General features: G+C 44.3%; 27 protein-coding genes. 7 read left to right on the top strand and 20 right to left on the bottom strand.

Annotated features, from left to right (window positions below; genetic code table 11):
* Positions 1–69: 69 nt before the first annotated feature.
* A complete protein-coding gene (locus tag DUL71_RS16050; RefSeq protein ID WP_208645569.1) occupies positions 70–1062 on the top strand; it encodes an amidohydrolase family protein in 993 nt (330 codons plus the stop codon).
* A gap of 58 nt (positions 1063–1120) precedes the next feature.
* Here DUL71_RS16050 and katG read toward each other — a convergent pair whose 3' ends face one another.
* Entirely contained in the window at positions 1121–3394 is a 2274-nt protein-coding gene (gene katG, locus DUL71_RS16045) for a catalase/peroxidase HPI (protein ID WP_114939043.1), read from the bottom strand.
* Positions 3395–4528: 1134 nt separating this feature from the next.
* On the opposite strand from katG, the gene DUL71_RS16040 reads away from it, so the two are divergent.
* Positions 4529–5278, top strand: a complete 750-nt coding sequence (locus DUL71_RS16040) for a hypothetical protein (RefSeq protein ID WP_114939042.1) — start codon at positions 4529–4531, stop codon at positions 5276–5278.
* Between the two features lie 77 nt (positions 5279–5355).
* Here DUL71_RS16040 and DUL71_RS16035 read toward each other — a convergent pair whose 3' ends face one another.
* A complete protein-coding gene (locus tag DUL71_RS16035) occupies positions 5356–6099 on the bottom strand; it encodes an SDR family NAD(P)-dependent oxidoreductase (RefSeq protein ID WP_114939041.1) in 744 nt (247 codons plus the stop codon).
* A gap of 104 nt (positions 6100–6203) precedes the next feature.
* Here DUL71_RS16035 and DUL71_RS16030 point away from each other — a divergent pair, with 104 nt between their 5' ends.
* Positions 6204–6560 (top strand): winged helix-turn-helix transcriptional regulator, encoded by a 357-nt coding sequence (locus DUL71_RS16030; RefSeq protein WP_114939040.1) that lies wholly within the window; start codon positions 6204–6206, stop codon positions 6558–6560.
* Between the two features lie 58 nt (positions 6561–6618).
* Here DUL71_RS16030 and DUL71_RS16025 read toward each other — a convergent pair whose 3' ends face one another.
* On the bottom strand, positions 6619–9006 hold the full coding sequence (locus tag DUL71_RS16025) for a TonB-dependent receptor (RefSeq protein WP_114939039.1): 2388 nt from the start codon (positions 9004–9006) through the stop codon (positions 6619–6621).
* A gap of 228 nt (positions 9007–9234) precedes the next feature.
* Here DUL71_RS16025 and DUL71_RS16020 point away from each other — a divergent pair, with 228 nt between their 5' ends.
* Entirely contained in the window at positions 9235–11190 is a 1956-nt protein-coding gene (locus DUL71_RS16020) for a sialate O-acetylesterase (protein WP_114939204.1), read from the top strand.
* Positions 11191–11484: 294 nt separating this feature from the next.
* On the opposite strand, the gene DUL71_RS16015 is transcribed toward DUL71_RS16020, so the two are convergent.
* Both DUL71_RS16015 and DUL71_RS16010 read right to left on the bottom strand, forming a co-directional pair.
* Positions 11485–11835, bottom strand: a complete 351-nt coding sequence (locus tag DUL71_RS16015) for a nuclear transport factor 2 family protein (protein ID WP_114939038.1) — start codon at positions 11833–11835, stop codon at positions 11485–11487.
* Positions 11836–11913: 78 nt separating this feature from the next.
* The gene (locus DUL71_RS16010; protein ID WP_161964448.1) at positions 11914–12414 is read right to left on the bottom strand and encodes a DUF3859 domain-containing protein; all 501 of its coding nucleotides are present in this window, start codon (positions 12412–12414) and stop codon (positions 11914–11916) included.
* 87 nt (positions 12415–12501) lie between these two features.
* Here DUL71_RS16010 and DUL71_RS16005 point away from each other — a divergent pair, with 87 nt between their 5' ends.
* On the top strand, positions 12502–12792 hold the full coding sequence (locus DUL71_RS16005) for a YciI family protein (RefSeq protein WP_114939036.1): 291 nt from the start codon (positions 12502–12504) through the stop codon (positions 12790–12792).
* Between the two features lie 71 nt (positions 12793–12863).
* On the opposite strand, the gene DUL71_RS16000 is transcribed toward DUL71_RS16005, so the two are convergent.
* The 3 genes from DUL71_RS16000 to DUL71_RS15990 form a co-directional block, all read right to left on the bottom strand.
* Entirely contained in the window at positions 12864–13301 is a 438-nt protein-coding gene (locus DUL71_RS16000) for a carboxymuconolactone decarboxylase family protein (RefSeq protein ID WP_114939035.1), read from the bottom strand.
* Positions 13302–13372: 71 nt separating this feature from the next.
* Positions 13373–13945, bottom strand: a complete 573-nt coding sequence (locus DUL71_RS15995; RefSeq protein WP_114939034.1) for a Crp/Fnr family transcriptional regulator — start codon at positions 13943–13945, stop codon at positions 13373–13375.
* Between the two features lie 89 nt (positions 13946–14034).
* Positions 14035–14508: a hypothetical protein gene (locus tag DUL71_RS15990; RefSeq protein ID WP_114939033.1), complete on the bottom strand. Its 474-nt coding sequence runs from the start codon at positions 14506–14508 to the stop codon at positions 14035–14037.
* Positions 14509–14648: 140 nt separating this feature from the next.
* Here DUL71_RS15990 and DUL71_RS15985 point away from each other — a divergent pair, with 140 nt between their 5' ends.
* Positions 14649–15005 (top strand): nuclear transport factor 2 family protein, encoded by a 357-nt coding sequence (locus tag DUL71_RS15985; RefSeq protein ID WP_114939032.1) that lies wholly within the window; start codon positions 14649–14651, stop codon positions 15003–15005.
* A 6-nt stretch (positions 15006–15011) separates the two neighbouring features.
* Here the strand turns inward: DUL71_RS15985 and DUL71_RS15980 are convergent, their stop codons facing one another.
* The 3 genes from DUL71_RS15980 to DUL71_RS15970 form a co-directional block, all read right to left on the bottom strand.
* Positions 15012–15815 (bottom strand): helix-turn-helix domain-containing protein, encoded by an 804-nt coding sequence (locus DUL71_RS15980; RefSeq protein WP_114939031.1) that lies wholly within the window; start codon positions 15813–15815, stop codon positions 15012–15014.
* Between the two features lie 29 nt (positions 15816–15844).
* Complete coding sequence (locus DUL71_RS15975; protein ID WP_114939203.1) at positions 15845–16663, bottom strand: oxidoreductase; 819 nt, start codon at positions 16661–16663, stop codon at positions 15845–15847.
* 177 nt (positions 16664–16840) lie between these two features.
* On the bottom strand, positions 16841–17128 hold the full coding sequence (locus DUL71_RS15970) for a DUF3892 domain-containing protein (protein ID WP_114939030.1): 288 nt from the start codon (positions 17126–17128) through the stop codon (positions 16841–16843).
* A gap of 584 nt (positions 17129–17712) precedes the next feature.
* Here DUL71_RS15970 and DUL71_RS15965 point away from each other — a divergent pair.
* Positions 17713–18174 (top strand): DUF4268 domain-containing protein, encoded by a 462-nt coding sequence (locus tag DUL71_RS15965; RefSeq protein WP_114939029.1) that lies wholly within the window; start codon positions 17713–17715, stop codon positions 18172–18174.
* Between the two features lie 364 nt (positions 18175–18538).
* On the opposite strand, the gene DUL71_RS15960 is transcribed toward DUL71_RS15965, so the two are convergent.
* From DUL71_RS15960 to DUL71_RS15920, 9 genes are all read right to left on the bottom strand, one after another.
* Positions 18539–18928 carry a response regulator gene (locus DUL71_RS15960; protein ID WP_112572508.1) on the bottom strand — a complete coding sequence of 130 codons (390 nt, stop codon included), beginning with the start codon at positions 18926–18928 and terminating at the stop codon, positions 18539–18541.
* Between the two features lie 102 nt (positions 18929–19030).
* Positions 19031–19633 (bottom strand): TetR/AcrR family transcriptional regulator, encoded by a 603-nt coding sequence (locus tag DUL71_RS15955; RefSeq protein WP_112572506.1) that lies wholly within the window; start codon positions 19631–19633, stop codon positions 19031–19033.
* Positions 19634–19663: 30 nt separating this feature from the next.
* A complete protein-coding gene (locus tag DUL71_RS15950; protein WP_114939028.1) occupies positions 19664–21205 on the bottom strand; it encodes a DHA2 family efflux MFS transporter permease subunit in 1542 nt (513 codons plus the stop codon).
* A gap of 81 nt (positions 21206–21286) precedes the next feature.
* Complete coding sequence (locus DUL71_RS15945; RefSeq protein ID WP_114939027.1) at positions 21287–22024, bottom strand: SDR family oxidoreductase; 738 nt, start codon at positions 22022–22024, stop codon at positions 21287–21289.
* A 28-nt stretch (positions 22025–22052) separates the two neighbouring features.
* On the bottom strand, positions 22053–22793 hold the full coding sequence (locus tag DUL71_RS15940; RefSeq protein WP_114939026.1) for an SDR family oxidoreductase: 741 nt from the start codon (positions 22791–22793) through the stop codon (positions 22053–22055).
* Positions 22794–23070: 277 nt separating this feature from the next.
* Positions 23071–23664, bottom strand: coding sequence for a LutC/YkgG family protein (locus DUL71_RS15935; RefSeq protein WP_114939025.1), 594 nt, complete (start codon positions 23662–23664; stop codon positions 23071–23073).
* On the bottom strand, positions 23661–25049 hold the full coding sequence (locus tag DUL71_RS15930) for a lactate utilization protein B (RefSeq protein WP_114939024.1): 1389 nt from the start codon (positions 25047–25049) through the stop codon (positions 23661–23663). Before DUL71_RS15930 ends, DUL71_RS15935 begins: the two co-directional genes overlap by 4 nt.
* A complete protein-coding gene (locus DUL71_RS15925) occupies positions 25046–25786 on the bottom strand; it encodes a (Fe-S)-binding protein (RefSeq protein ID WP_114939023.1) in 741 nt (246 codons plus the stop codon). The genes DUL71_RS15930 and DUL71_RS15925 overlap by 4 nt, the downstream gene beginning before the upstream one ends.
* A 396-nt stretch (positions 25787–26182) precedes the next feature.
* The gene (locus DUL71_RS15920) at positions 26183–26827 is read right to left on the bottom strand and encodes an START domain-containing protein (protein ID WP_114939022.1); all 645 of its coding nucleotides are present in this window, start codon (positions 26825–26827) and stop codon (positions 26183–26185) included.
* Positions 26828–26847: the final 20 nt, after the last annotated feature.

The following is a 26847-nucleotide window of genomic DNA, read 5'->3' as shown; positions in this document are numbered from 1 at the left end:
GATTGTAAATTGATTTGCTTTTATTTAAATTTAGAGGGTAAGTCATAACCAATTAACCCAAAGCTTTTTATGAGAAAAATTACTTTGTTAATCGCCTGGGCGCTTTTTCCCGCTTTTTTGTATGCCCAAACGGTAACTGCCCCTAAAAAAAGCGCACCCTTGCCTATTATTGATGTTCACGTTCATGCCATGAAGGTATCGCCCGGCATGGCACCCTTATGCCCATGGTTTTTGAGGGATATGCCCGGTAGCGATCCAAATTCGGCACCGCCATCTTTTCTGACTACTGGTTGCGCCATACCGCTGCAGCCTGCGCACTCTGATAAGGAAATGCAGGACTCGCTTATGGCTACCATGAAACGCCTCAACATGACCATGGTGGTTTATGGCGACGCCGGTATCATCCGCAACTGGAAAAAAGTGGCCGGAGACCGGATCATTCCCGGCATCGGCGTAAGCTCACCAAGCGATATGACTGTAATGGCATTTACCGATTCACTTTCTTCAGGCTTTTACAAAGTGATGGGAGAGGTGGCGCCGCAATACCAGGGACTTTCGCCAAGTGATATTTCGCTCGATGCGTATTTTGCCGCCGCCGAAAAAAATAATATCCCTGTAGGCATCCACATGGGTACTGGCGGCAACGGCATGGCTAACCTTACATCGCCTAAATACAGGGCTTCAAAAGGGGATCCGCTGTTATTGGAAGACCTTTTGGCACGCCATCCTAAATTGAAAGTTTGGGTAATGCATGCCGGATACCCAATGGTTGATAATATGATAGCGCTGATGGGTGCAAACGCCTACGTTTATGTGGATATAGCAGGCCTGATCTGGAGCTATTCACAAGTTGAGGTTAATGCCTATCTGAAAAGATTGGTGCAGGCCGGTTTCGGAAAACGGATCATGTACGGCACTGATATGCTGATATGGCCTAAACTGGTTGAAACTTCACTAAGCGTGATAGAAAATGCCGATTATCTGTCGTACGATCAAAAACGGGACATTCTCTTCAATAATGCTGTAAGATTTTTCAGGCTCGATCCTGATAAGTATAAATAAAACAGAAACGCCTCAGATCATCCGACCTGAGGCGTTTTCATTATTACTTTTATAAAGATTACAGATCAAACCTGTCAAGGTTCATTACCTTGGTCCACGCTGCTACGAAATCTTTTATAAACTTATCTTTTCCATCGGCGCTGCCATATACTTCGGCAATAGCCCTCAATTCGGCATTAGAGCCAAATACCAGGTCGGCACGGGTAGCAGTCCATTTCGCTGCACCTGTTTCACGGTCGCTACCCTCATAAAGTTCTTTACTTTCAGATGTAGCTTTCCATGCTGTACCCATATCAAGCAGGTTCACAAAGAAATCGCTACTAAGTACGCCTTCATGTATGGTAAACACACCATGTTTCGATCCGTCATGGTTAATGTTCAATACCCGCAGGCCACCCAATAACGCGGTTAACTCAGGAGCAGTAAGTGTAAGCAGATGCGCCTTGTCAATCAGTAATTCCTCGGTAGAAACCGGGTACTTTGTTTTGCGGTAGTTACGGAAACCATCGGCCGCAGGTTCCAGGTAACCAAATGATTCCACATCGGTTTCCTCCTGTGAGGCATCGGTACGGCCCGGAGTGAACGGAACAGTAACGTTATGGTCTCCGTCTTTAGCTGCTTTTTCAACGGCCGCAGTTCCGGCCAGTACGATCAAATCTGCCAGTGAAACTTTTTTGCCACCGGTTTGTGCTCCGTTAAAGTCTTTCTGGATGCCTTCAAGCACATTCAATACTTTTTGCAGTTGTACAGGGTTGTTTGCCTGCCAGTATCTTTGCGGAGCCAGACGAATACGTGCACCATTAGCGCCACCACGTTTATCAGTACCGCGGAAAGTAGAAGCCGAAGCCCATGCTGTAGAAACCAGTTCAGACACGCTTAAGCCCGATGCCAGGATCTTTCCTTTTAAAGCTGCCACGTCACTTTCAACTATCGGAGCATAATCGGCAGCCGGGATTGGATCCTGCCAAAGCAGTACTTCTTGCGGCACATCGGCCCCCAGGTAACGTACCCGCGGGCCCATATCACGGTGGGTTAGTTTAAACCAGGCGCGTGCAAAGGCATCGGCAAAAGCATCCGGATTTTCCAGGAAGTTTCTTGATACTTTTTCGTAAGCCGGATCAAACCTCAAGGCAAGGTCGGTAGTGAGCATGGTTGGCAAATGCTTTTTTGAAGCATCATAAGCATCAGGGATAATAGCTTCCGCGTTTTTTGCAACCCATTGGTGCGCACCGGCCGGACTTTTGGTTAACTCCCATTCGTAACCGAAAAGGTTTTCGAAAAAGTTGTTGCTCCATTTGGTTGGGGTTGTTGTCCAGGTAACTTCCAGACCGCTGGTAATGGTATCGGCACCTTTACCAGATCCGTAGCCATTTTTCCAGCCAAAACCCTGTAGTTCAAGATCAGAGGCTTCAGGTTCTTTACCTACATTATCTGCAGATGCCGCGCCATGGGTTTTACCAAAGGTATGGCCACCGGCTATCAAAGCAACAGTTTCCTCATCGTTCATAGCCATACGGCCGAAGGTATCGCGGATATCCTTAGCCGCCATAACCGGGTCAGGGTTGCCATCCGGACCTTCAGGGTTTACGTATATTAAGCCCATTTGCACAGCGGCAAGTGGTTTTTCGAGATTACGCGAGTGGATATCGCCATCGGCGTCATCGTCAGATACCAGCACGCCGTGACCTTCCTGTACACCATGCGAGCCATGAGCGTAGCGAATATCGCCACCCAGCCAGGTAGTTTCGGCACCCCAGTAAACAGATTCGTCGGCTTCCCAGGCATCTTCGCGGCCACCTGCAAATCCAAAGGTTTTAAAGCCCATTGATTCAAGCGCGATGTTACCGGTAAGGATCATCAGATCGGCCCATGAAATTTTGCGGCCATATTTTTGTTTGATAGGCCAAAGCAACCTGCGGGCTTTATCAAGGCTCACGTTATCCGGCCAGCTGTTAAGCGGCGCAAAGCGTTGTAAACCCGCACCTGCACCACCACGCCCGTCGCCTACACGATAGGTTCCGGCGCTGTGCCAGGCCATACGGATAAACAGGCCTCCGTAGTGCCCAAAATCGGCTGGCCACCAATCCTGCGAATCGGTCATGAGCGCATGAAGGTCTTTTTTTACAGCTTCCAGGTCGAGGCTTTTAAAGGCTTCAGCATAGTTAAAATCTTCTTCCATCGGGTTTGACAGCGAAGAGTGCTGGCGCAGGATGTTAAGCTTTAACTGGTTAGGCCACCAGTTATGGTTGCGTGTACCGCCACCGCCAGCATTGTTTTTCATAGTGCCGTTGTGAAACGGGCATTTACTGATGTCATTTGATCCGTTTTCCATAATTGTATTTATATATTGAATCTGCTGCTTAACCCCTTGGTTAGGTATTAAGTTTCATAAAATTATGATGTTAACTTCAACAATCACAATCAATTAATTCTATAAGCTGATAGCTAAAAACTATAACAGGATTAAATGACGCGAAATCATTAAAATGGAAGAGAAAATGCCATCTATCTAAGGCAAAAGAGGGCAAGTAACTTTTATTTTACCTCAATTAATAGGTAAAAAACACTTTTCTAATCAATTTTTAATCTTTTTGTTAACGAATTGTTTAGTTTTGCAATAACCTTAATCTTATTCAGTGTTGAAAAAAATATCCCATCCTGCAACGATAACCCGATCAAAGTCGTCTTATTGAAAATATAGAGATGTTAACAGCTATGTCTGTTAATTGGTTTAGTGATGTTTTTGCTGAAAGATTTAATTAAGAATATACAGGGCAAACGTTTGTTTCCCGTAACGATATTCCCGATAGTTCTTTAATGGGTATTTTCATTGTAAAATACAGTTTTAGTTAAAAAGCAATGTGTTAGCCAGGGATAGCACATTGTTTATTTTCTCCTCCGGATAGTTTTCTCAAGCTTTTCCGCCTAAGTATTCTTTTCAACTTATCAATATCAATTTTTTGTGCTGGCATGATCTTCATGGTTGCCATTACCAGCAGTGTCTTAGCTAAATAGCAGGCAGCTTGCACCAGCGGCGCAAAAGGTATGTAGCAATAAATTATTGCCAATTTTTAGTGTGCCCAGCGGTACACAACTCCAGTTGATGTTCCATACCTACGGCACGGTTGTTTTGGATGCGTACATTGCTACAAACCTGTACCCCCTCCGGGGGAGTAATATCCCGTGTTAGACATAATGGGTAAAATCAGTTCGCATATCAACTCACCCCAACATCGCTGCGCTCGTGACCCCTCTCTACGCAAGCGTAAAGAGAGGGGGGAATTTATATCCTTTATTTTTCTTACCCTCTTTCCGCCAAAGGCGAAGAGAGGGTGGTCCAGCGTAGCGTAGACCGGGTGAGTCCATTATACGGTCTGTCATTTTCCGCTGCTGTCCAATGATGGGCTATTACCCCCTCCGGGGGATTTCTGCCTGGCGGCTGCTTAATAATTGCTAATTTGGCGGCATGAAACTATCTGTATTCAGGGTTATACTGCTTTTTACATTTATGCCTTTTGCCGGTAACGCGAGCGCTTACTGGATGGAAATCAAAGGTTCGGGTAAATTGAACGAAACCGCATATATCCAGGTTTGCTACGGTAACATTGATGAGTTTAGTATCCGGCATCGTGATACTGGAGTTGAGCTTGATCGCGCCGGAGATTTTGAGATATCGCTTTTGGATGAAAAAGGGAACAAAACAGCATTACCTATCCTTAAAAAGGCCGATTGCTGGGAAGCGTCCTTTACACCCTCACATAACGGCGTTTACCGCATCCTGGGCATAAATGATACTCACGAGGTTGTTGACCGCTCTAAAACCGGGGGTAAAAATATCAGGCCTATTGATTATTTGTGCTCCGCCTATGTAGTGGGTACCGGAAATACAGATTCGACTCCGGCCCAGCTATTGGATATCATTGCTACAACCGGTAAAAAGGGATTGATATCGGTTAAAGCGTTTAAAGATGGCCGTGTTGCCGAACCAAAAACATCGCTACGGGTTTTCAATCCTGAAAACTGGGAAAAGGAGTTAATTATCAATGAAGAAGGCGAAGCCTTTTTTAAACCTACAATGTCTGGCTTGTATATTATCAGGGAAGATTGGGAAGATCCATCTCCCGGAAACTACAAAGGCGTGGCTTATAAAGCGGTACGCCATCGCTGTAATTACTGCCTGCAGGTTGAGGCATCAGCAATTACAGTTAAACAATAAGCGATTATATAAAAAGAAAACCATTGAGGCCGGAAGAAATTCCGGCCTCAATGGTTTTACAGGATTACCCGCCGGTTTTACTTTAAACCGTAGGTAAGATAACCGCCGTCAACTACAATCTCCGTTCCGGTAATAAAGCTTGCTGCATCCGATGCCAGGAACAATACGGTACTGGCAACCTCTTTAGCGTCACCTATACGTTGCAGGGCTGTGGCGGCTGCCAAATGTGGTTTAGCTTCGGCAGGTATAGCATAGTCTAATCCGGGTGTTTGGATTGGCCCTGGGCTAAGAATGTTTACACGAATTTTTCTGGGAGCTAATTCATTTGCCGCGATCTGGGCAATTTTATTGACAGCGCCTTTGGTGGCAGAATATACACTGGTACCTACGTTTGAAGCCGTAGCCACGGTTGAGGATGTGAATATTACCGCCGAGCCATCTGCCAGATGCGGAATCAACTTTTGAAGCGTAAAGAAATAACCTTTAACATTGGTATTAAATTGCACGTCAAAATCAGCCTCGGTGGCTTGTTCAATCGGGGTAAATACGGCTATACCGGCGTTAAGGAAAAGCACGTCCAGCTTATTGCCACTTTCCGCCACGGCTTTTTCTAAAATTGCTATCCCTTCCAGGTTTGATGTGTCGGAAACTATGGTTTTTAGTTTTGGGCTGTTGATGGTTTCGGCGGCTTTTTGCAGATTACCGGCACTTCTGCTTGTGATCCATACGTTTGCGCCTGCCTTAATAAATGCCTGTGCGCTTGCCAGGCCAATTCCGGTACTACCACCGGTTATAACTACGTTTTTGTCTTTGAAGTTCATTTTAAATTTTTCATTTGTTTATGATGCAAACTTAGGGTAGATTGATTTATTTTTGTTACTTTGTAACTAAAAGTAACAGTAACTTTTGAGTAACCAGGTAACTTATGATTGACATCAACGCCTGTATTGCAGGGCACAAAAAAGAGATCATGGCCATCCATGACGCGATGGATGTATTGAGCGGGAAATGGAAGATCTCCATTATATCATCAATTTGCTATTATAACCAGAGGAGGTTTTCTGATATTTTGAATGATGTGGATGGCATATCAAACAAAATGCTCAGTAAAGAACTGAAGGAGCTGGAACAGAATAAGCTGATCAAGCGTACTGTTTTGGATACCCAGCCTGTTACCGTTCAGTATAATTTAACCGAATACGGCTGGACATTACAAGGTATTATTCATGACCTTGCCGACTGGGGAAAGAAGCATCGCGAGGTAATTATTGGCGACAGATAAAAAACAAAGGCCGGAAGGTTTAATCTTCCGGCCTTTGCTATGCTTAAGCGCTCTTCTGTTAAAACTTAAGGCTCATGCTACCTATAAACCGGGCAGGTGCCTGCGGCGTTAACCTTACAGACCATGCTTTTTCGCTGGTCAGGTTATCAACCTTAAAGCTGATGCGGTATTTTGGCTGATCATAAAACAGGGTTGCATCAAGCAGGGTATACGATGGGATAATGATTTTGGTAAGTGTAGTATTGGTTTGGTACGAAGCATTACCATAGTTACCGCCAAAACCGGCACCTAAACCTCTCAGATTACCTGTTGGAATACGGTAGCTAACCCAAAAGTTCACGGTATGCGGCGAGCCAGATAAGCCCGGGCGCAGACCCTGGGTTGTTGAGTCGCCTTTGGTAACCTTGCTGTCATTGTATGCATAACCAGCCACGATGTTAAGGCCCGCGAATGGGTTGGCTGTAAGGTCAACCTCAACGCCACGGCTGCGCTGGTTACCATCCTGTACAGAATAGTTTACCGGATCGGCCGGATCAGGCCTGATGATATCTTTTACCTCAATATCGTAGTAACTGATAGTACCTGTTAATCTGTGGTCAAGCACATCGCCTTTTACACCAAACTCAAGCTGGTTAGCGTGTTCAGGTTTAAAGGCACTGCCATCTTTAAACACGCCGCTTTTGTTAAAAAAGCCGTTCATGTAGTTACCAAATAACGATAATTTATCTTTAAACAGCTCATAAACTACACCTAATTTAGGCGAGAAAGCAGTCTGTCCGTAAGGACCGGTTTGCACGCCATTGGCGCCAAGACCACCGGCTGTTACACCTGTAGCGATATTGTAAACACCACCATACTGATAACGATCGGCACGTAAGCTTGCCATCACCAACAATTGGTCGGTAACATTAAATACATCCGATATGTAAGCGGCGTAAGTATTATCGCCGTTGTTTTCTTTACGCAGTGTGCCTTTGCTCGTCAGCGAGTCAATCTTGAAACGACTAACGCGGTAGCTTGACGGAACGTTGATAAAATCAATTGCCGGCAGGTTAACCGTTACCCTGTCAAAGCTGTTGGAGTTGTTGTAATAATCCAACCCGGCTACTACGCGGTTGCGGTGGTTGCCGATCTTGAAATCACCAATAAAATTTTGTTGCAGGTCCGTAGCTATGAACGATGTATTACCTGCAATAACCTGCGGACTCATGGTTGTTGCCGATTTACCATTAAGCGCTGTGATATATCCGTTTATGGTTGAACGTGCACGGGAAATAATGGTTTGTGAAGTCCATTTTTCGGAAATCTTATAGTTAAGCTGAGCAAAAATGTTGATCATCTGGGTTGAATAAGCCAGATCATTACTCATGAAAGTTTTGTTGTAAGGAAAATTAAGATCTGCGATTGATTTTGGAGCTACCGGGGTTTTGTTGCCAACGTAAGGGTTAAAACGTACTACCGACGTTGCTTTAGCCTGGCCAAATTCAACATCGAGCAATAAGGAAAGCCTGTCGGTTATTTGGTATGAAAAACTTGGCGCAAGGCTTATGGTATTGGTAAAGCCCAAATCCTGGAAGCTTTTTTGAAAAGAGGTAGCGCCGTTTAAACGGAATAATGCTGTTTTATCGGCATTAACCGGGGTATTCACATCCCATGCAATACGGTTAAAATTCCAGCTGCCGCCGTAGTAGGCTACTTCACCGCCAAAGCCGTTGTAGGGTTTTTTAGTAACACGGTTGTACAAACCGCCATAGCTGCTGGAGATACTGGTACCAAATAACGTAGCAGATGGCCCTTTGATGGCCTCAATACGCTCCAGGTTTACCGGATCAATAAAAGAAAATGCCGCGCCTGCAACGCCGTTACGGGCATTAGGTTCAGTCTCAAAGCCACGTGAGCGGAAAGTAACCCTGCCCTGGTTGGCTATCATCGGGATACCTGCACCCGGTACATTCTTAGAGATGCTACCCAGATCAACCGCAACCTGCTCCTGGATCAGTTCTTTAGAAACTGAGTTGTAAACCTGCGGGTTTTCCAGATTTTTTAAAGGAAGACGGGCAATGTAAACGCTCTCCTTTTTTGAAAACTTGTTGGTGTTGGTAGTTATGGTCACTTCCTGCAGGGCCTGAACGTTCTCTTTCGGAAGTTGATAATTAACCGTAACGGTTTGCCCTGCGGTAACTTTTACCGGGATATCTTTTTCGGCTGCGCCCAGCACCTGTACCTTGATGGTATAATTACCTTCGGCAATGTTGTTGAATGAGTAGTTACCATTTTCGTCGGTAAGGGTGGTTTTGGCGAGTTCCGTGATGGAAACTGAGCCCGATGCCAGTGGCTGGCCATCTACCAGGGTTACTTTACCTGTGATATTGCCCGTTGTTTGGGCTTGTAAAGTAAATGGTGTTATAAATAGAAATGCGAGGATGATGGAGAATAAGGGTTTCATCAATAGTCAATATGAGTTAGTGTAACTTAAACGCCGGCAAATATAACTCCTTATTTATATTAAGTCTAAATAAAATGAAATTTGATAGGATGTGTTGCTTTTGCCGGCCTAATAGAAATAATTGTTTGTTAAATGTTGCTAAAACGTTTTTTAATTTGTCAGTTGCAGCACTTAACTTTAAGGCCAATCAAATCAATCAATAAACCTGTAATCTTAAATCAAAATTTAATGAACCTGAAAAAGTGTTTACCTGTGATAATCGGGGGCTTGTTGCTTAATACCGGTGTATTCGCCAAAGTGGTAATGCCGGGCGTTTTTAGCGATAATATGGTTTTACAGCAAAAAACAATGGCCCGTGTGTGGGGCAAGGCCGATGCCGGTAAAACCGTAACCGTCACATCTTCATGGAATAATAAAACCTATACAACAGTAGCTGATGCTGATGGTAACTGGAAGTTGAAGGTCAAAACACCATCATACGGCGGCCCATACAAGGTTACTATTACCGATGGCAGCGATCCCGTTGTTTTAAATAATGTATTGATAGGCGAGGTGTGGATCTGCTCGGGCCAGTCGAATATGGAAATGCCTGTAGCCGGTTGGGGGCAGGTGAATAATTACAAGGAAGAGATAGCCAATGCCAATTATCCCCAAATACGCTTATTGCAGGTATCACAAGCTAACAGCCTGATACCGCAAACCGAAGCTAAAATAGCTAACAATGGCTGGATGGTATGCTCGCCTCAAACCATTGGTGAGTTTTCATCGGTAGCTTACTTTTTTGCGCGGGAAATCAACAAACAGGCAAATATTCCGATTGGCGTCGTCAGCACCAATTGGGGTGGTACCATGATTGAAGCATGGAGCGATGAAAATACATTAACCGGTAATCCCGTATTTAGTCAGCAAATCAAACAACAGCAGGAAACAGCCAAAACCGAAAGTCAGCAAACTTTTGCCCAAAAACTGGAAGCCTGGAACCAGCAGGCTACAGCGGCAGATTGGGGTTATACCAATAACAACGCTTTTAACCCCGATACAACAGGATGGAGAACCATGGCATTGCCCCAGTTTTTTGAAAAAAGCGTATTGGGAGATTTTGACGGCGTGGTTTGGTTCCGGAAAAAGATCACTATCCCGGCAGCATGGGCCGGGCAGGATGTTAAAGTTAACTTAGGTAAGATTGACGATAATGACATTACCTGGATTAACGGCGAAAAAATAGGCGCGACAGAAGGTTACTTACAATCTCGCAATTACACTATTCCCGGTTCAAAAGTAAAAGCTGGTGAAACAGTGATTACCGTACGGGTTTTTGACAGCGGTGGTGGTGGCGGCCTTTATGGTGTTGACGATATGCAGTTAATCTCGGCTTCGGGAGAAAAAATGAGTTTGGCCGGCAATTGGGATTATAAAGTAGGTTTTAATATGAAAAGCCTTCCGCCTGTACCGGTTGCAAATAACCCTAACAGGCTTGCGGTATTATACAATGCCATGATCAATCCGCTTACACCAATGGCAATCCGCGGTGCTATCTGGTACCAGGGCGAAGCCAACACCGGCCGGCCAGCCCAATATAAAGATCTGTTTGAAGGGATGATAAAAGGCTGGCGCAGCATCTGGAACGAAGGTAATTTTCCTTTTTACTTTGTACAGCTGGCCAACTGGCAGAAACGTGATACCGAACCTGTCCGTTCGGGTTGGGCCGAGTTAAGAGAGGCACAGACCCAAACGCTTGAATTACCAAACACAGGCATGGCCGTAGCGGTAGACCTTGGGGAGGCCGATAATATCCACCCTAAAAATAAACAGGAAGTAGGACGGAGATTGGCGCTGGTGGCCCTGGATAAAACTTATCACAAATCGCAGCCTTATTCGGGCCCGATGTATAAATCGCAAAAAATTGACGGCGATAAAATTGAGTTAAGCTTCAACTTTACTGATGGAGGTTTAAAAGCGCAGGGCGGCGACAATATGCAGGGCTTTGCCATTGCAGGTGAGGATATGAAGTTTCATTGGGCAACAGCGGTAATAAAAGGCAACAAGGTTATTGTGAGCAGTCCTGATGTTAAAAGCCCGGTGGCAGTACGCTATGCCTGGGCCAATAACCCGGTAAGTACTTTGTACAACGGTGTTGGATTACCGGCTTCACCTTTCCGTACGGATAATTGGGAGGGGAAGTAATTTAAATAGAGTGATTTAAGAAATACTTATGTCATTGCGAGCGAAGCGCGGCAATCTCGTAGCCAATGCATATTCGATATGCTAAGCTACGAGATTGCTTCGTCGTTCTTCGTACTGACGATATCATTGAAACGGGTGTCATGCTGAGCCAGTCGAAGCATGGTGGGTAGGGCCTCTGCGCGCGTCCTTCGACAGGCTCAGGGTGACAATCCCTCTTTTGTTAATGTCATTTCTCCTTCACAGATCCCAATGTTACCCACTTATAATGACATTTTTGTTGTTTATCGGCTTCATTTACAATAACGGCCTCGGGTCAAATATCACCCTGATGGAATTTACTTTGCCCTCAAATACGTGATACCAGCCGCAACTGAAAATGGTTGTGCGGCCCATATCTATATCGTAGAAGATGCAAACGTCATCGCCATCGCTAAATACGCGTTTGATATCATATTTTAACTTCATCTTACGCATATCGGTGAAATAAGCTTCCGCGCCATCGCGCTCGCCGAGCACGCCTACAAATTTCAGGTCGCCGGCGGCGTAACCTCGGGCTGCCGCAAAATCTTCTTCATTTAATGCTTTTATAAATTGCAGTACTATATCGTTAGCGCTGCCATGGGATGCATTTGCTTCTGTTGCCATAGGAGTATTTTTAGATTATAATGATGTTTCATATAACTATCAATAATTATTCCTAAGCGCTGCCCTTACCGGAAGTTTTTAATACAGCACAAATTTTTTGCTGTATACTATTTTGCTATCATGATAGATATTTAATACCCAGTTACCTTTTAAAAGCTCAGATTTTTTTTCGAGCGTGTAACTGCTGTTATTCACCATGTTTGCCGGGATAGCCAGGGGATATTTCAGGCTTGTGTTGGTGGTGCCTTTGGCCGGATCATACACTGCCGGAAGTATCCATTCAACCTCGACAGGAACAGTGCTATTCCCATCGGCCGCTACCTTGTATTCGGCGCCAAATTGGATGCCTAATTTAGCCGGGATCCTTTGCGTTTTTTTTACCAGTACTGAGGTGTCGGCTACGTTATGGTAACCTGTAGGCGATCCGGCCATGGGTTCTTTGGCTACTGTTTTTGATGTGTAAATTCCATAGCTTATTTCGGTAATTTCAAATGTGTGTACTACCGTTTGCTGGGCATTTGTACGCAGGTTGATAAACAGCAAGAAGGCAATTAAGCCAAGTGATAAAGGTTTGATCATTGTGTAAAGATTTATGGTTTCGCTAAAGTAACAATTGCCCTTGCTATTATTATGAAGCATTAAAAAAAATAGCCTAAATTTATTAGGATGAAAAAGCATTACGTGATAAAGCTAACCGGTAAACGCCCAACGTTTCCTAATGATATGACCGAGGATGAGCGGATTATTATGCAGGCGCACTCTGAGTACCTGAAAGGAAAAATGAAGGAGGGACTGGTTCTTATCTTCGGGCCGGTTTTCGACCCGAAAGGTGTTTACGGTTTGGGCATTGTGGTTGTTGATGATGAAACACAAGTGCAGGAAATCATCGCTAATGATCCTGCCACTGCGCTGGGGACTTATGAGGTTGCATTGATGATGGCCTGGATGCCGTCTTAATTTAGGCTAATAACAAAGCCGCCCGGTATTACCCGCGCGGCTCAAAATCAAAACAACAAAATTAAAAGGAATTAATTAAGCGGTGGCTGTAGTTGGGTAGTTACACCGATGCGGTTCCAGGCGTTAATGGTGATGATGGCCATAATTACCTGCGCTAAATATTTTTCGTCAAATAGTTCGGCTGCTTTTTTATAAGTTTCGTCAGATACGCGGCCGGCGATCAGCGTTACTTCTTCAGTTAAAGCCAGGATAGCGCGTTCCTGTTCGTCAAAGAAAGGAGCTTCATGCCAAACGCTGATATTGTAAATGCGGCGTTCGGTTTCACCTGCTTTGCGGGCGTCGGTAGTGTGCATATCCACACAAAAGGCACAACCATTAATTTGTGAAGCACGGATCTTGATCAGGTCTTTATGACGGGTAGTTAACTCAGTGCTTTCGATGTATTTTTCAAGGGCTATCATGGCCCTGTATCCGGCTGGTTCGGCGGTGTTGATTTTTATACGGTTCATGTTTTCTGTTTTTTGTTAATACAAAGTTGGGGATAAACATGCCCTCAAAAAATGAACTGAGTTTAAGAAAATCAGATTTTTTTGGCTCTGAGCCTGCTTAAAAACTGGGGAGTGAAGCCTAAATAGGAGGCCAGCATATACTGAGGTACCCGTTGTACAAAGCCAGGAAACAAGCCGGTAAAGTGGCGGTAGCGTTCCTCATCGTTCTGATTAAAAATATAACCGATGCGCCTTTGCGACGCGATGAAGGCCTTTTGCATCATTACACGGAAATAACCTTCCATTTGCGGCACCGCCTGAAATAGGGTTACACGGTTCTTTTCGCTAAGCAGCAATAATTCTGAAGCCTCGATGGTTTGGATATAGGTGGTAGCCGGTTGATGGTTAAGCAGGCTGTCCTGATCTGCAATCCACCAGCTTTCCAAACCAAACTGGATGATCTGTTCGTTAAGCTTGTTGTTAACAAAGTATTGCCGTACCAGGCCTTTGATCACAAAATAGTTGCCCGCGCAAAGTTTTCCCGGCTCCAGAATGAGCTCTTTCTTTTTAAATTTCTTCAGTTCAAAATGCCGGCAAATATTTTCCTCATCAGCCGGGGATAACTGGATGTATCGTTTAATATGGTTGATGAGTTCGGGATACATAGATCAGGCGCAATTTGGTTGGCGCAAATTTCTTGAATTTGATCGAATTACACGAATTGCTTAGCACTCAATTTAACTATTGATATCAATTATCCAAGTTCTGCCTTTTCCTCATACCCTAAACTCAGGTCGTCCTCAATTTTTTGCCTTGTTGGGCGCAGGTAAATAAAGTAGGCTATGATGGCTCCGGTTATGCCCAAAAAAATCATGTTACCCGTTAGTAAAAAGCCCACAATGCTAAACAATGAGGGGCCTTCAAGTAAGGCCAGCCTGACAATAGTTGCAGATTGATACGCCATAAGTTTATCCTTCAATGTACTATCGCTTTTGATATTGCCCAATAATTTCAGGAACAGGAAATGGCCTGCTATAAAACATGTTACAGCTAATATAGGTGCTATATAGATCAACATATCATTGCCTGCGCTTTTAACCGGGTTTTTAGGAATGATAAATGTGGTTGCTGCAAATAATGTCTGCCCTGCTACAAGGGCCATGTGTATTATAGGGAGGGTTTTTACAATGGCCGCCGGGCTTTGGTTTTGTGCTTGTTTGCTGATCATGTGATATGGCTGGTGTTTAATTGCAGCAATTTAAATAATAAATTGGGAAATGGTCACAAACCACCCCGATAATGTCGTTTTTGCCCCTCTTATCCCGGAGGTATCCTCCCTAACTTTATCGTAAACAAAATCAAACTATCATGACAACTAAAGAAATTGTATTGCAGGTTCTGGACGCTTTTGACAATAACGACGTGGAGAAGATCTTAAGCTTTTTTGCAGATGATGTAGAATGGACAATGAGAGGCTCATCCGTAACGGTTATGAACGGAAAGGATTCGGTTTATAAGTTTTTCGGGGGAATGGAAGATGTAAAAATGGTTTCATCAACTAAAGATCATATCGTAGTTGACGGTAATATCGCCGCAGTTGACGGACTTGTTCAGTGTAAAGGCAAAAACGGGGAAGAAATGGCTATGTACTATGCCGATTTTTACGAGCTGGAAAATGGCAAAGTAAAAAGGCTTAGCTCGTATATTGTTGATAAAAAGGAATAAGCACCATCAAATAGTTGATGGCGCTACCCCGAATGTTTTCTTGAAAGAGTACGAAAAGTGCGATAAATTTTCAAAACCGACATCCAGATAAACATCTGATGGTTTGCGCCCTTTTTCACGGATAAGAAAATAAGCTTCGTTCAGGCGCTTTTGCTGCAGCCACTGGCCTGGCGGGATTTTAAAGATCTTTTCAAAATCACGCTTAAAACCGGCAAGGCTGCGGCCTGTGAGGCGGGCAAACTGGGCAGTAGGTACATTGTACATGTAATGCCGGTTCATGTAGGCTTCCAGGTCTATTTTGTGTGGCTCACTGAAATCGAACAGAAAGTTTTTTAGTTCGGGATTTGCCCTTAACAATAGCTCAATTGCCTCACGGGTTTTGAGCTCGGCCAGTTGCGCGTTAAGCTGCGCCCCATAGGTGAAGTAGGGCAGCAGCGAATCAAAGTAGCCTTTTATAAAAGGATCATTAGTCAGTTCAATCAATGGCTCACCGGTATAATGGTCAACTGGCGGGAGCTTGTTTTCGGCTGCATAACGACGTAAAAAGCCCTGCTCCAGAAATATATTGATCGATTTAAAATCGCCGCCCGGTGCAGGAACTTTTACTGATTTTACCAGTTGATTGCGGCGTACCAAGCCAATCATTCCCTGTTTAAAAATCTGTTTTTCATTATTGCTAAGTGAATGTACCTCGCCCGATATAATGTACCCAAACGCGTGTTCGCGTACAAACTGCTCGTTGCCGCGTTCCTTTTGTTCGGTACAGGAGTAAAGCAGGTTATTGAACTGGATATGGCTTTTATCTTCCATGTTTTGCTTAACGCTAATATAAATCAAACTTATTTTATCTGGCTGCTTATGAGCCCGTCGAAAGCACGGTCAGATAACAGCTTTCGCAAAAAAAGCAGCAGTGAAGCCATATAGCCGCCGTGATAGCGGGTTTTGGGTTTTTTACTGGCGATGGCTTTGCGTACCAGGTTCACTATTACCATTGGGCCGGGAATTTTGGCCTCAACGGTTTGGGTTAACATGTTTGCGAACTTATTTGCTATAGAAGCGTATGCTCCCCTGCCAGAAACCTTAAGCAGGTTATCTGCCGCTATGCCACTCCATTCAGATTTAATGCCGCCCGGTTCAATAACCACTACGTTAATGCCGAATTGCTTAACCTCATTACGTAAACTATCGCTCATTGCCTCAAGCGCGAACTTACTTGAGTGGTACCAGCCGCCCAGCGGCGCGGCAAATTTGCCGCCAATGCTTGAAATATTGATGATTGTGCCCGAACGCTGATCACGCATGTAGGGCAACACCAACTGGATTAACCGAGCTGCCCCTAAAACGTTTACCTCAAGCTGGTAACGTGCATCGCTTAAAGGCACATCTTCAATAGCTCCGTACGAGCCGAAGCCGGCATTGTTAATGAGTACATCTATCCGGCCTTCGGTTTTTATAGTGGTTTCAATGCCTTCTATCATCTCGGCTTCGTTGGTTACATCCATGGCCAGTATCTTTACGCCAAGTTTGCTGATGTCGTCCATTTTTTCGATCCGGCGGGCGGCACCATATACAGTATGCCCATCTTTCAATAACTCTTCGGCAAATGCTTTCCCCATACCGGCCGAGGCGCCGGTTACCAATATTACTTTCTTTTTCATTGTTTCAATTTTGATATTTTGTTGACTGTATGGCATCAGCCTTACAGCAAATCAAAGGTCGGGTTAAAACAAGGGGGCAGGTTTGGTGTGTGGCTCAAATTTGCTTTGGTGTGGAGCTCAATTTTTGAGGCGAAAGGGAAAAGGTTAAAGGCGAAAGGTTTAGTTTTGGAGGAATGCTTAAACCTCTTCCAAGGTCAGCAGGTTATCAATACCCGCCTTGTCGGTTAATGATTTGAGGTGTTTTTTGCCACCGTCTTCTGGTTTTACTACGGTGAGGTAGGTTTTGCCCCGTTCGGTACTTACGTAAAAGGCCTGATTATTGTCTTCAATCCGGGCTATGGCCTCGGCGACAGAAATTACTACCCTTGGCCTGTCTAACGATTCATAATAACCAATGTGAGTGATCTGTTCAACTGTACTTGATGCTTTGGGTTTATCGATGCAGTTTACCTGATAGCTTGCCATAAAATATAAATGTGGTAGGGCTAAAGATATGGTTTATCTTTCTACCGATGACATAATTAAAAAATAGTGCTTTTCGCAGCAGATCAGCTTCGGGTGAAAACGGGCAGAACGATGCTGGGAATATGCGGCTGCAGGGGCATAGCAAGTTTTTGCAGAAGCCTGTGGGAGTGCGCACAGGGGCAAAATAATTGCAGCCCGTGGTTCTGTTCGTTTTGCAGGGAAGGCCGTGATGGTGGAATTGAGCGACTGGCTGCGGGCAAAGAAGCCTTTCTGCTGCAAGCCTTTTTGGGTACTTTTGTGGCGACAAAAGTACCTGGCCCTCGCGCGGCCAAGAGCGCGACAATGTAAGTTCATTATAACGATAGCCGTTACCTGCCTCTGTGCGATTGCTTCGTACCTCGCAGCAATGACATGATGGAGATGTCATTTCACTTTCACACATCCCGATTTTGCACACTCAGGATGACAATTAGAGCTGATGTCATTTTACCTTCAAAGATCTCAATTTTCCTCCACTCCGGATAAGACTTTACATCGTTTAATTTTAAAACCCTTACTTTTGCCCCTTATCAATTCCCATAAATTTGTATTCAAAAGAAAAGGCAACTCAATTAAAACAGGCGTTTTGGACAGCGTTCGGGCAGTATCTCAAACCCCAGCTTTCGGCAGATGGTCTGCGCACTAACTGGGTGAACTATAAAACAGGTATCAAGCACCTGTACTTTAAAATGGAAGCTGATAAAAAATCGGCTTTTATAGCTATTGAAATGAACCACCCAGATGCCGACATTCAGCAATTGATGTTTGATCAATTTATGGAATTAAAGAATGTACTCAACGCTCAGCTTGATGAAGAATGGGACTGGCAATTGCATACTATCGACGAGTATAACAAAACCGTAAGCCGGATCATTAAAAGATTACCAGATGTAAGTGTTTTTAAACAGGAAGACTGGCCCGCGCTCATCTCCTTTTTTAAACCCCGGATCATCGCGCTTGATGAATTTTGGAGTGTAGCGCAATATAGTTTTGAATTGTTTAAATAAAATAGATTTGTTTCTAAAACCATGGTCATTGCGAGTAACCATCAGGGCAGTCCTGAAAAAACGGAATGAGGCTAAGTAAAAATATATCGTTTTGGGTTTGCAGTTATGGTGCGTAGGCCCGCGTTAGGGATTGCAGTGTAAAGCCCGGAGCGAGTGTTGGAGTGTGGGGCGGAAAAGCGAGGACTTGTAACGGAAAGCCCGGGCCGCAGGCAACGCCCAAATTGATAATAGACATCAAAAAAAATATATTTGATAGTCAGTAATTTACAACCCTTACAGCAATGGCGAGTTAGAGATGTTAATAAAATGAAAACGTACGAAGTTTTTAAAACTTCGTACGTTTATAATCCTCAAGCATAAAATCTTACGCTACGTGTGCCACGTCATCACCGGCTCCTAAAAAGCAGTGATTTACAGTGTCAATAATATCGCTGATGTTAAAGGGCTTGGCAATAAAAGCGTCTGAACCGTAATTACCTAACGATTCGAGTACGCGCGGATAGGCAGATACCATTACCACCGGGATGTGCGCTGTAGCCGGGGTTGTTTTGAGCATGTGACAAAGTTCGCCACCATTAATACCGAATAAAATGTAGTCCAAAATTACAAGATCGGCATTGGCTGATAGAGCCGCCTTGCATATGTCATCAGTATAATTCAATACCTCAACTTCGTAGTGCTCCATTTCAAGAGCATCTTTCATCACTTCCAAAATATCCTCGCTATCATCAAGGATCAATATTTTTTTTGACATAAATAATAATTGGTAAAGGAGACAACGCTGGGAACGTTTCTTTTGTTTTCAAAGTTATGTCCAATTATTGTAACAATCAAGTCACAACCTGAAGCTATAAAATTACAGCTTCAGGCTGTCTACCATACTATGAACAGATGTCAAAACTATATCAAGATTTGCAGGTGAATCTGTTACTTTCGAGATCATAATTCCACCCTCAATCATTGCAATCATGCTTAAAGCTGTCTCCGTAATATTAATGTCCGGCTTGAGTTCGCCGGCTTCAATACCTCCCTTAATAAGGTTTTCGATCCCGGTTTTCCAGCGGATTACCGCTTTGGCGGCTTTATCTTTTAACAGCGGATTAGTGTCATCGGCATCAACAGCGGTGTTCAGGATAGGGCAGCCGCCGGGAATAAAATCACCCCGGGTAAAGCTGTGATATACCTGGGCGTAAACCAATAGCTTATCATGATAGCTGGTAGCCCGTTGAATGCGCTCCTGGATCTGTTTACGCACCTTGCCCGAGTTATATTCAAATACTTCGGCAGCTACTTCTTCCTTGTTTTTAAAGTTGCCGTAAATGCTGCCTTTGGTAAGGCCGGTAGCTTCGGTAAGGTCAGAAAGAGAAGTGCCTGCGTAACCTTTTTTATTAAATACAGGTGAAGTACGCTCAATAATGAACTGACGCGTACGCTCGGCTTTTGACAATTCGTTTTCCATAATACAAATATACCAACTGGTATTTAGTTTTTAGTGATCACTAACAATAACAACAGGTCTGTTTTGTTTTTTACGACTGATAACCAGGAACAGGAGCGGCATAGCGAGTAAGAATACTAACCCCGAAAACAGGTAAGCATCCAGATAACTCAGCAATGATGATTGCCTGTTGATGGTACTGTCGATAACTGCTATGGCCTTGTTATGCGCGTCGAACGATGAGAAGCCCCGGCTGCTGAAATAGTTAGTTAGCTTGGCTATCCTTGCCGTAGTTTGATCGTTAAAGATATTGATGTTCTGCAGCAAGTCGCTGCGGTGCAACCCGAAACGTTGAGCTACATAGGTATTGATCACCGCGATACCAAAGGAGCCGCCCAATTGCCGCATCATGTTATTAAGGGCTGTACCCTGTGGGATATCTTTAGGCTCAAGACCTGATACAGCCAGAGCGGTAAGTGGAACGGTCAATAACGCTATACCCATTGCCCGGTAAATAAGCGGGCCAACCAGGTCACCAGGTGATGCCTCCAAATTCATGTGCGACATTTGCCAGGTAAATGAGATGAAGATAACAAAGCCTGCGGTGATAATAACCAGCGGCGACACGCCCTTTTTTAACAGTGTTGCCGAAAACAGCAAACCCACAATGGCCAGCACCGCGCCCGGTAATAAAATAAGGCCGGTAATGGTAGGCGGAAATAGTAACACCCTTTGTGCAAGTACCGGTGTAAGGAATACAGATGTAAATAACCCAAAGCCGGTCACAAATGTCAGGATGGCGGCAACTGCCAGAGATTTGCTTCGTAATACCCTTAAATCAATAACCGGGTTAGGGGTTGTCAATTCCCACCAGATAAATGTGCTTAAAGAGATAACGGCTACAATAGTTAAAACGATAATGTAATTGGCAGAAAACCAGTCGTCAGTTTCACCACGTTCCAGCACAGTTTGAAGTGATCCAATGCCTATGATCAGCAGGAGAATACCCCACCAGTCTACACTTTTTACTTTGGCTTTTATCTCCGGTTCGGTAACCAGCAATAGGCTTGATACGGTTACAGCGATACCGATAGGGATGTTAATATAAAAGATCCATGGCCAGGTGTAATGTTCGGTGATAAAGCCACCAAGTGTAGGACCAATTGTCGGGCCTAAAAACACACCCACGCCAAACAACGCACTGGCTATGCTCACACGTTCCTTACCATAAACCTCAAATACAATGGCCTGCGATACTGATAGCAATGCACCGCCACCAATGCCCTGCAAAAAGCGGAAGGCAACCAGCGTCCAGATATTTGAGGCCAGCCCGCACATGGCCGAAAAGAAGGTAAACGCGATAATAGAGCCAATATAGTAATTGCGGCGGCCAAGCTTTGCGGTTAAAAAGCTGGTCATGGGTATTACTATGATATTAGCTATGGCATAAGCCGTAATAACCCAGGAAGTATCTTCAAGCGTGGCGCCAAGGTTACCGCTCATGTGTGATAGCGCTACGTTTACTATAGAGGTATCTATCAGTTCCATGATAGCGGCGGCTATAACGGTAATGATAAGGATGCTTTTTTTCATTGGAGTATTTATTTGAAAGTAATAATCGTCCTAAAAAATACCAATCGGTATTTTTTAGGACGAAAAAATTAAACCAGAGAATTATCTCTGGTGAAGGGCTTTCAGGGCTTCGGCTGGGTTTGACAGGAACAAGCGGTAAAATGGCTCGGTACCACCAACACGGATTTCGAAATTATTGCTTTCAAAACCGGCAACAAACTCATCAGCAACCTGTGAAGCTGGAATACCGTTATGACCACCAATCTCTGCCGAAAATTCGGTATCAACCAACGGAGGCATTAGTTCAAACACTTTAACATTGGTATCTTCCAAAGCTACCCTTAACGAAATGGTGTATGAATGTAAAGCTGCTTTGCTTGCCGAATAAGTTGAGGTTTGTTTGCCGGGCAAAAAGGCAACTATTGATGATACGTTCACGATGGCGGCTTCGCTTTGTTGTTGTAAAACAGGCAACAATTTTTCGTTTAAACGGATAACTGAAATATAGTTGGTGAACATTTCGGTTTGGGCAATTTCAAAAACATTGGGTGTATTAAGCAGATCGTTAACCTGTGCTGCACCGGCGTTATTGATCACCACGTTTAATTGTGGGAAATCTTTAGTCAGTTTTGCGGTTAATGCTTCTACATCATCTGCATTTGATATATCGGCTTTAATAGCAGTTACGTTTTGCAACTGGGCTGCTGCTTTATCCAAACGTTCCTGGTTACGGCCAACTATAATTACATGGTTGTTTTTAGCTGATAATTGTTTGGCAATTTCAAAACCTATACCTGCGCTGCCGCCTGTAATAAGTACTGTGTTTTGTGAGTTTTTCATTTTGTTTGTTTTTATAGAGTTGTTGTGATTATTTAATTGAGTTGATTGCTTTTAAGGCATCATCAGGGTTTGATAGGTATAAACGGTAAAATTGTTCGGTACCGGCTACCCTAATCTCATAGTTGTCGGTTTCTAACGAGGCTAACAGCTCGTCTGCAACCTGTGAGGCAGGAATACCGCGTTCTGCTCCGCCAATTTCTGCCGAAAACTCGGTGTTAACCAATGGCGGCATTAATTCAAATACCTTAACGCTGCTATCCCTCAGCGCCAGACGTAAAGCACGGGTATACGAATGTAAAGCGGCTTTAGTAGCTGCGTAGGTGGCCAGTTTAATACTTGGGGCAAACGCAACAATTGATGATACGTTTACGATAGCGGCTTCACTCTGTTTTTGAAGAACAGGCAGCAATTTTTCATTAAGCCTTACTACCGAAAGATAGTTGGTAAACATTTCGGTTTGTGCTTTGCCAAAAATATCGTCGCCGCTAATAAGGTCGTTGTACTGGGCGGCGCCCGCGTTATTAATCACAACATTTAGTTGAGGAAAATCATGTTGAAGTTTATTTACCAAGGCGTCAACATCCAGGGCATCTGATATATCGGCTTTAATGGCTGTAACATTTTGTAACTGAGCAGCAGCAGCGTCTAAGCGTTCCTGATTGCGGCCGACAATAATTACATGGTTGTTTTTTGATAATAGCCTGGCTGTCTCGAAGCCGATACCGGCACTGCCGCCGGTGATTAATATGGTGTTTTTTGAGGTTTTCATTTTTTATTTGCCGATCATTAATTTCGACAAAACAAAAATATACCGATTGGTATATTTTTTTATCATCTTTTTGTCATTGTTGTAAATTGTTGATTTTTAGGGGACGGAGGGGATTTTGCGCTCGATTGGACGAGCGCAATTGTTAGAAAAATATGTCATTGCGAGGAGGAACGACGAAGCAATCTCGTAGCTATGCAAATCGAACATGTATTGGCTACGAGATTGCCATGCTTCGCTCGCAATGACATGAGTTTTGGGGATGTTTTGAAATAACCTTTTACGAAAGTATAAACACCGATAAACTCCTCGGCCCGTGGGCGCCGATAACCAAGGATTGCTCAATATCGGCCGTTTTTGAAGGGCCGGAAATAAATGCGCCATAGCCGTAATCGGCCGCGCCAATGACCTGGTAGGCCTGGGCCATGGTAGGCACAAAATTATCTTTGCCAATCACAACTGCCAGATGCTGGGCAATAAAAGGTAATACCCGGCTGCCCATATCCTTTTCGGTAAGCCAAAGCGCGCCGTTTTCAGCAACGCCAAGTTGGGTGCGAAGTACCGTTAGTTCCACATCGGCAAAGTTGTGGCCGTCTTCGTGTTTAACGGTTTCGGCATAAATGTAATCGCTCAGCTCATCAAGGGCCGATATGATCTTTACGCCTGGCTTAAATTCATTATTGATGATGGCTTTGATCTCATCAAAACCATTCACCTCGTAAACGAAACTGCCGCCTGCTGTAGCTATGGTTTTGTATTTTGATACCAGGTCGGTTCTGACATCGGTTAGCGTATTCAATACTTCCATATCAGGCAATGGCAGTGCTGCCGGCTGATTGAATTTTACAGCGGCTAATATTTTTTCGCGGCTCATGAGTTTTTTGCTCCTTTCCTTTTGGCATACCACTCGCCAAATGATTCATCGGGTGCTTTAGGCATTTCCCTTTGGTTATACCAGGGGTTTAATTTATTGTTTACCGCGAATGGGGCATATTTAAATACCAGTCGACCGGTTTTGCCGCCCATGCGGTATAAAGCTGGCGAAGCCAGTGTTAAAGCCATAGCCTTCATGGCCATAGTTTTTGCTTTAGGCGAATATCCTTCTTTGACAATTACCTGCCGCCATTTATACAATTGGTCATGAATATCTATTTTAACCGGGCACACGTTACTGCACGAGCCGCATAGGGTAGAAGCAAAGGGCAGGTCGGCATATTTTTTCATATCCAGGTTAGGGGCCAGGATAGAACCAATTGGCCCGGCAACGGCTGTATGATAACTATGCCCACCACTTTTGCGGTAAACCGGGCAGGTGTTCATACATGCCCCGCATCGAATACACTTTAATGAGTTGCGGAATTCCTCACGACCCAACTGAATGCTACGCCCGTTATCAACAATAACAATATGGATTTCGCTGCCATCCTGCGGCTTGCTGAAATGGCTTGAATAGGTAGTGATCGGCTGCCCGGTGGCGCTGCGGGTAAGCAGGCGTAAAAACACACCCAGGTGCTTCCTTTCAGGAATGAGCTTTTCAATACCCATCGAGGCAATATGGATCTCGGCCAGGTGCGCGCCCATATCGGCATTGCCCTCATTGGTGCAAATCACAAATTCACCGGTTTCGGCAACAGCGAAGTTAACACCAGTAAGTGCCGCGCGACGTGTTAAAAAAACCTCACGCAAATGCTGACGGGCGGTTTCAGTCAATATTTTGGGATCCGATTCGCCTTTGGCCGAACCTAAATGTTCGTGGAAAATATCACCTATTTCTTCTTTCTTTTTATGGATACAAGGCAGTACGATGTGGCTTGGTGGTTCGTTGGCCAGCTGTACAATGCGCTCGCCAAGGTCGGAGTCAATTACGTCGATGCCCTGGTCCTTTAGGTAGTCGTTCAAATGGCACTCCTCGGTAAGCATCGATTTGCTTTTTACCATTTTGGTAATGCCACGTTGCTCAAGCAGGCTGTGTACAATCTGGTTATGTTCAGCTGCATCTGCCGCCCAGTGTACTATGATGCCATTTTTAGTGGCATTGGCCTCAAACTGCTCCAGATAGGTACTCAGATTTGAAAGCACGTTAAACTTTATTTGCGATGCCGTTTCACGCAGCAATTCCCATTCGGGGAGTTTATGCGCGGCAATATCCCTTTTGGCGCGTACCCACCACAGGGTTTCGTCGTGCCAATTTACACGCGGTTCATCGCGGTTAAAATCGGCAGCTAAATGCGGGTGATCTTTGGTGGTGGTAGTACTCATTGCATGCTGTGGTTTAAAATTTCGGCCACGTGAATTACTTTAACATCGCTGTTTTGGCGGCGTAAAATACCTTCGAGGTGCATAAGGCATGAAAGATCGGCCGAGGTGATGTATTGTGCCCCGTGTGATACGTGATCGGCTACGCGGTCTTTACCCATTTTTGCCGATACCGCTTCTTCAACCACACAGAATGTTCCACCAAAACCGCAGCAATCGTCCTGGCGGTTTAATGGTACCAGCTCAAGCCCGTTTACCATATCAAGCAGTTGGGCAGGTTTGCTGAAGGGCTCTGCAACCAACTCGCTCATCTGTGCTATGCGTAAACCACGCAGGCCGTGGCAGCTTTGGTGCAAGCCAACCCGGTAAGGGAAACTGGCCGACAGTTGTTTCACCCGTAATATATCAACCAAAAATTCGGTAAGCTCATAAACCCTTTTGCGGATCTCGGTTGCCTGCTCTTCTTTTCCATCGGCATGTAAATGCTCTTTGATATGCAGGGTACAACTTCCCGATGGACAAACGATATAATCGTATCCCGAAAAATTATCGACAAATAAATTATTGCAACCGCCGGTTAAATGCTCATAGCCCGAATTGGCCATAGGCTGTCCGCAGCAGGTTTGATTTTTAGGGTAGTGGACCTCACAGCCAAGTTTCTCCAGCAACTCCAGCGTGGCAATGGCCGCTTTGGGATAAAACTGGTCAACATAGCAAGGAACAAACAAGGCAACTCTCATCGTTTACACGTTTACTTTATTGGTTAAAGCAATATTAGCGTTTATAATTTGCACAACTATCCTTTGGTATCCTGTAAGCAAATTAAACGGCTATACACTAAACACCGAAAGTACAGCTAAGTGTGATACGAGTTTTCAATTTTATTTGCAAAATGTTGACGTTTATTTGCAGAAAAGGGACATTGTCTGAACCAGGATTTGGGGAGATTTATCGGAGTACAGGATTTTATTTTTGTCTGAACTCGAATTTTATGGAATTAAGGAATTGGCAGAATCTTTTATGTTCTGAACTAAAATGCAAATTCAATAAATTCTTTAATTCGCTTAATTCGAGTTCAGAAAAAAAGACTGCAAACTGCCTACTCAAAACTGCAAACTGAATTAGGGGGCAGGCGATCACTGCACATATGACAACTTCACATCCTTATAAGCAGGTTTCTGAAGTTGTTTTTTTAAGCCTTTAAAGCTTTCTGTAGGGCCTTGCGCGGCAAACATATTGATGAGCCAGGCAGGTACAGAACCTCCAGGATCAAGGTGCAGGGTGTAAACAATGCTTACATGGGCGCTGTCAACAGGTGTAATAACCCACCTGCCGGTCGAGTTTTCAACCCTTACAATGCCATCTTTGGCAGGTACCATGTTTGATATAACCGGCGCATCGATGGTAACCACTTTGGTTTTAGGATCTTGCGTAACTTTTAAATGCGCTACAAAATCGCGGTTATGTACCGGCCATGGTATGTTTACCTCCGAGTAATAATATATATCTGCGGGAGATACTTCTTTAATAACAGTGGCCGATTTGGTATGATAAACCCATTCGCTGCAGGTTTTAATATCCATTAGTACAGCCACCAACTGGGCCGCGGTAGCATTAAATGTGCATTCTACTTTAATGGCTTTGATCTTTGAATCGGGAATGTGACGGGTATAAACCCTGATGCCTTCCTTGTCGGTGCTTAGCGACCATGGCTCTTCAGGTCCTGCCACGGCGAATTTGGCAATAAATAATAAAACGATGATAGATAATATCCTGCGCATGGTATCGGTGACTGTAAATA

Origin of the sequence: Mucilaginibacter endophyticus (genome assembly GCF_003351025.1) — a bacterium.
In the GTDB taxonomy this organism is placed as follows: Bacteria; Bacteroidota; Bacteroidia; order Sphingobacteriales; family Sphingobacteriaceae; genus Mucilaginibacter; species Mucilaginibacter endophyticus.
This window is presented reverse-complemented; position numbering and strand designations above follow the sequence as displayed.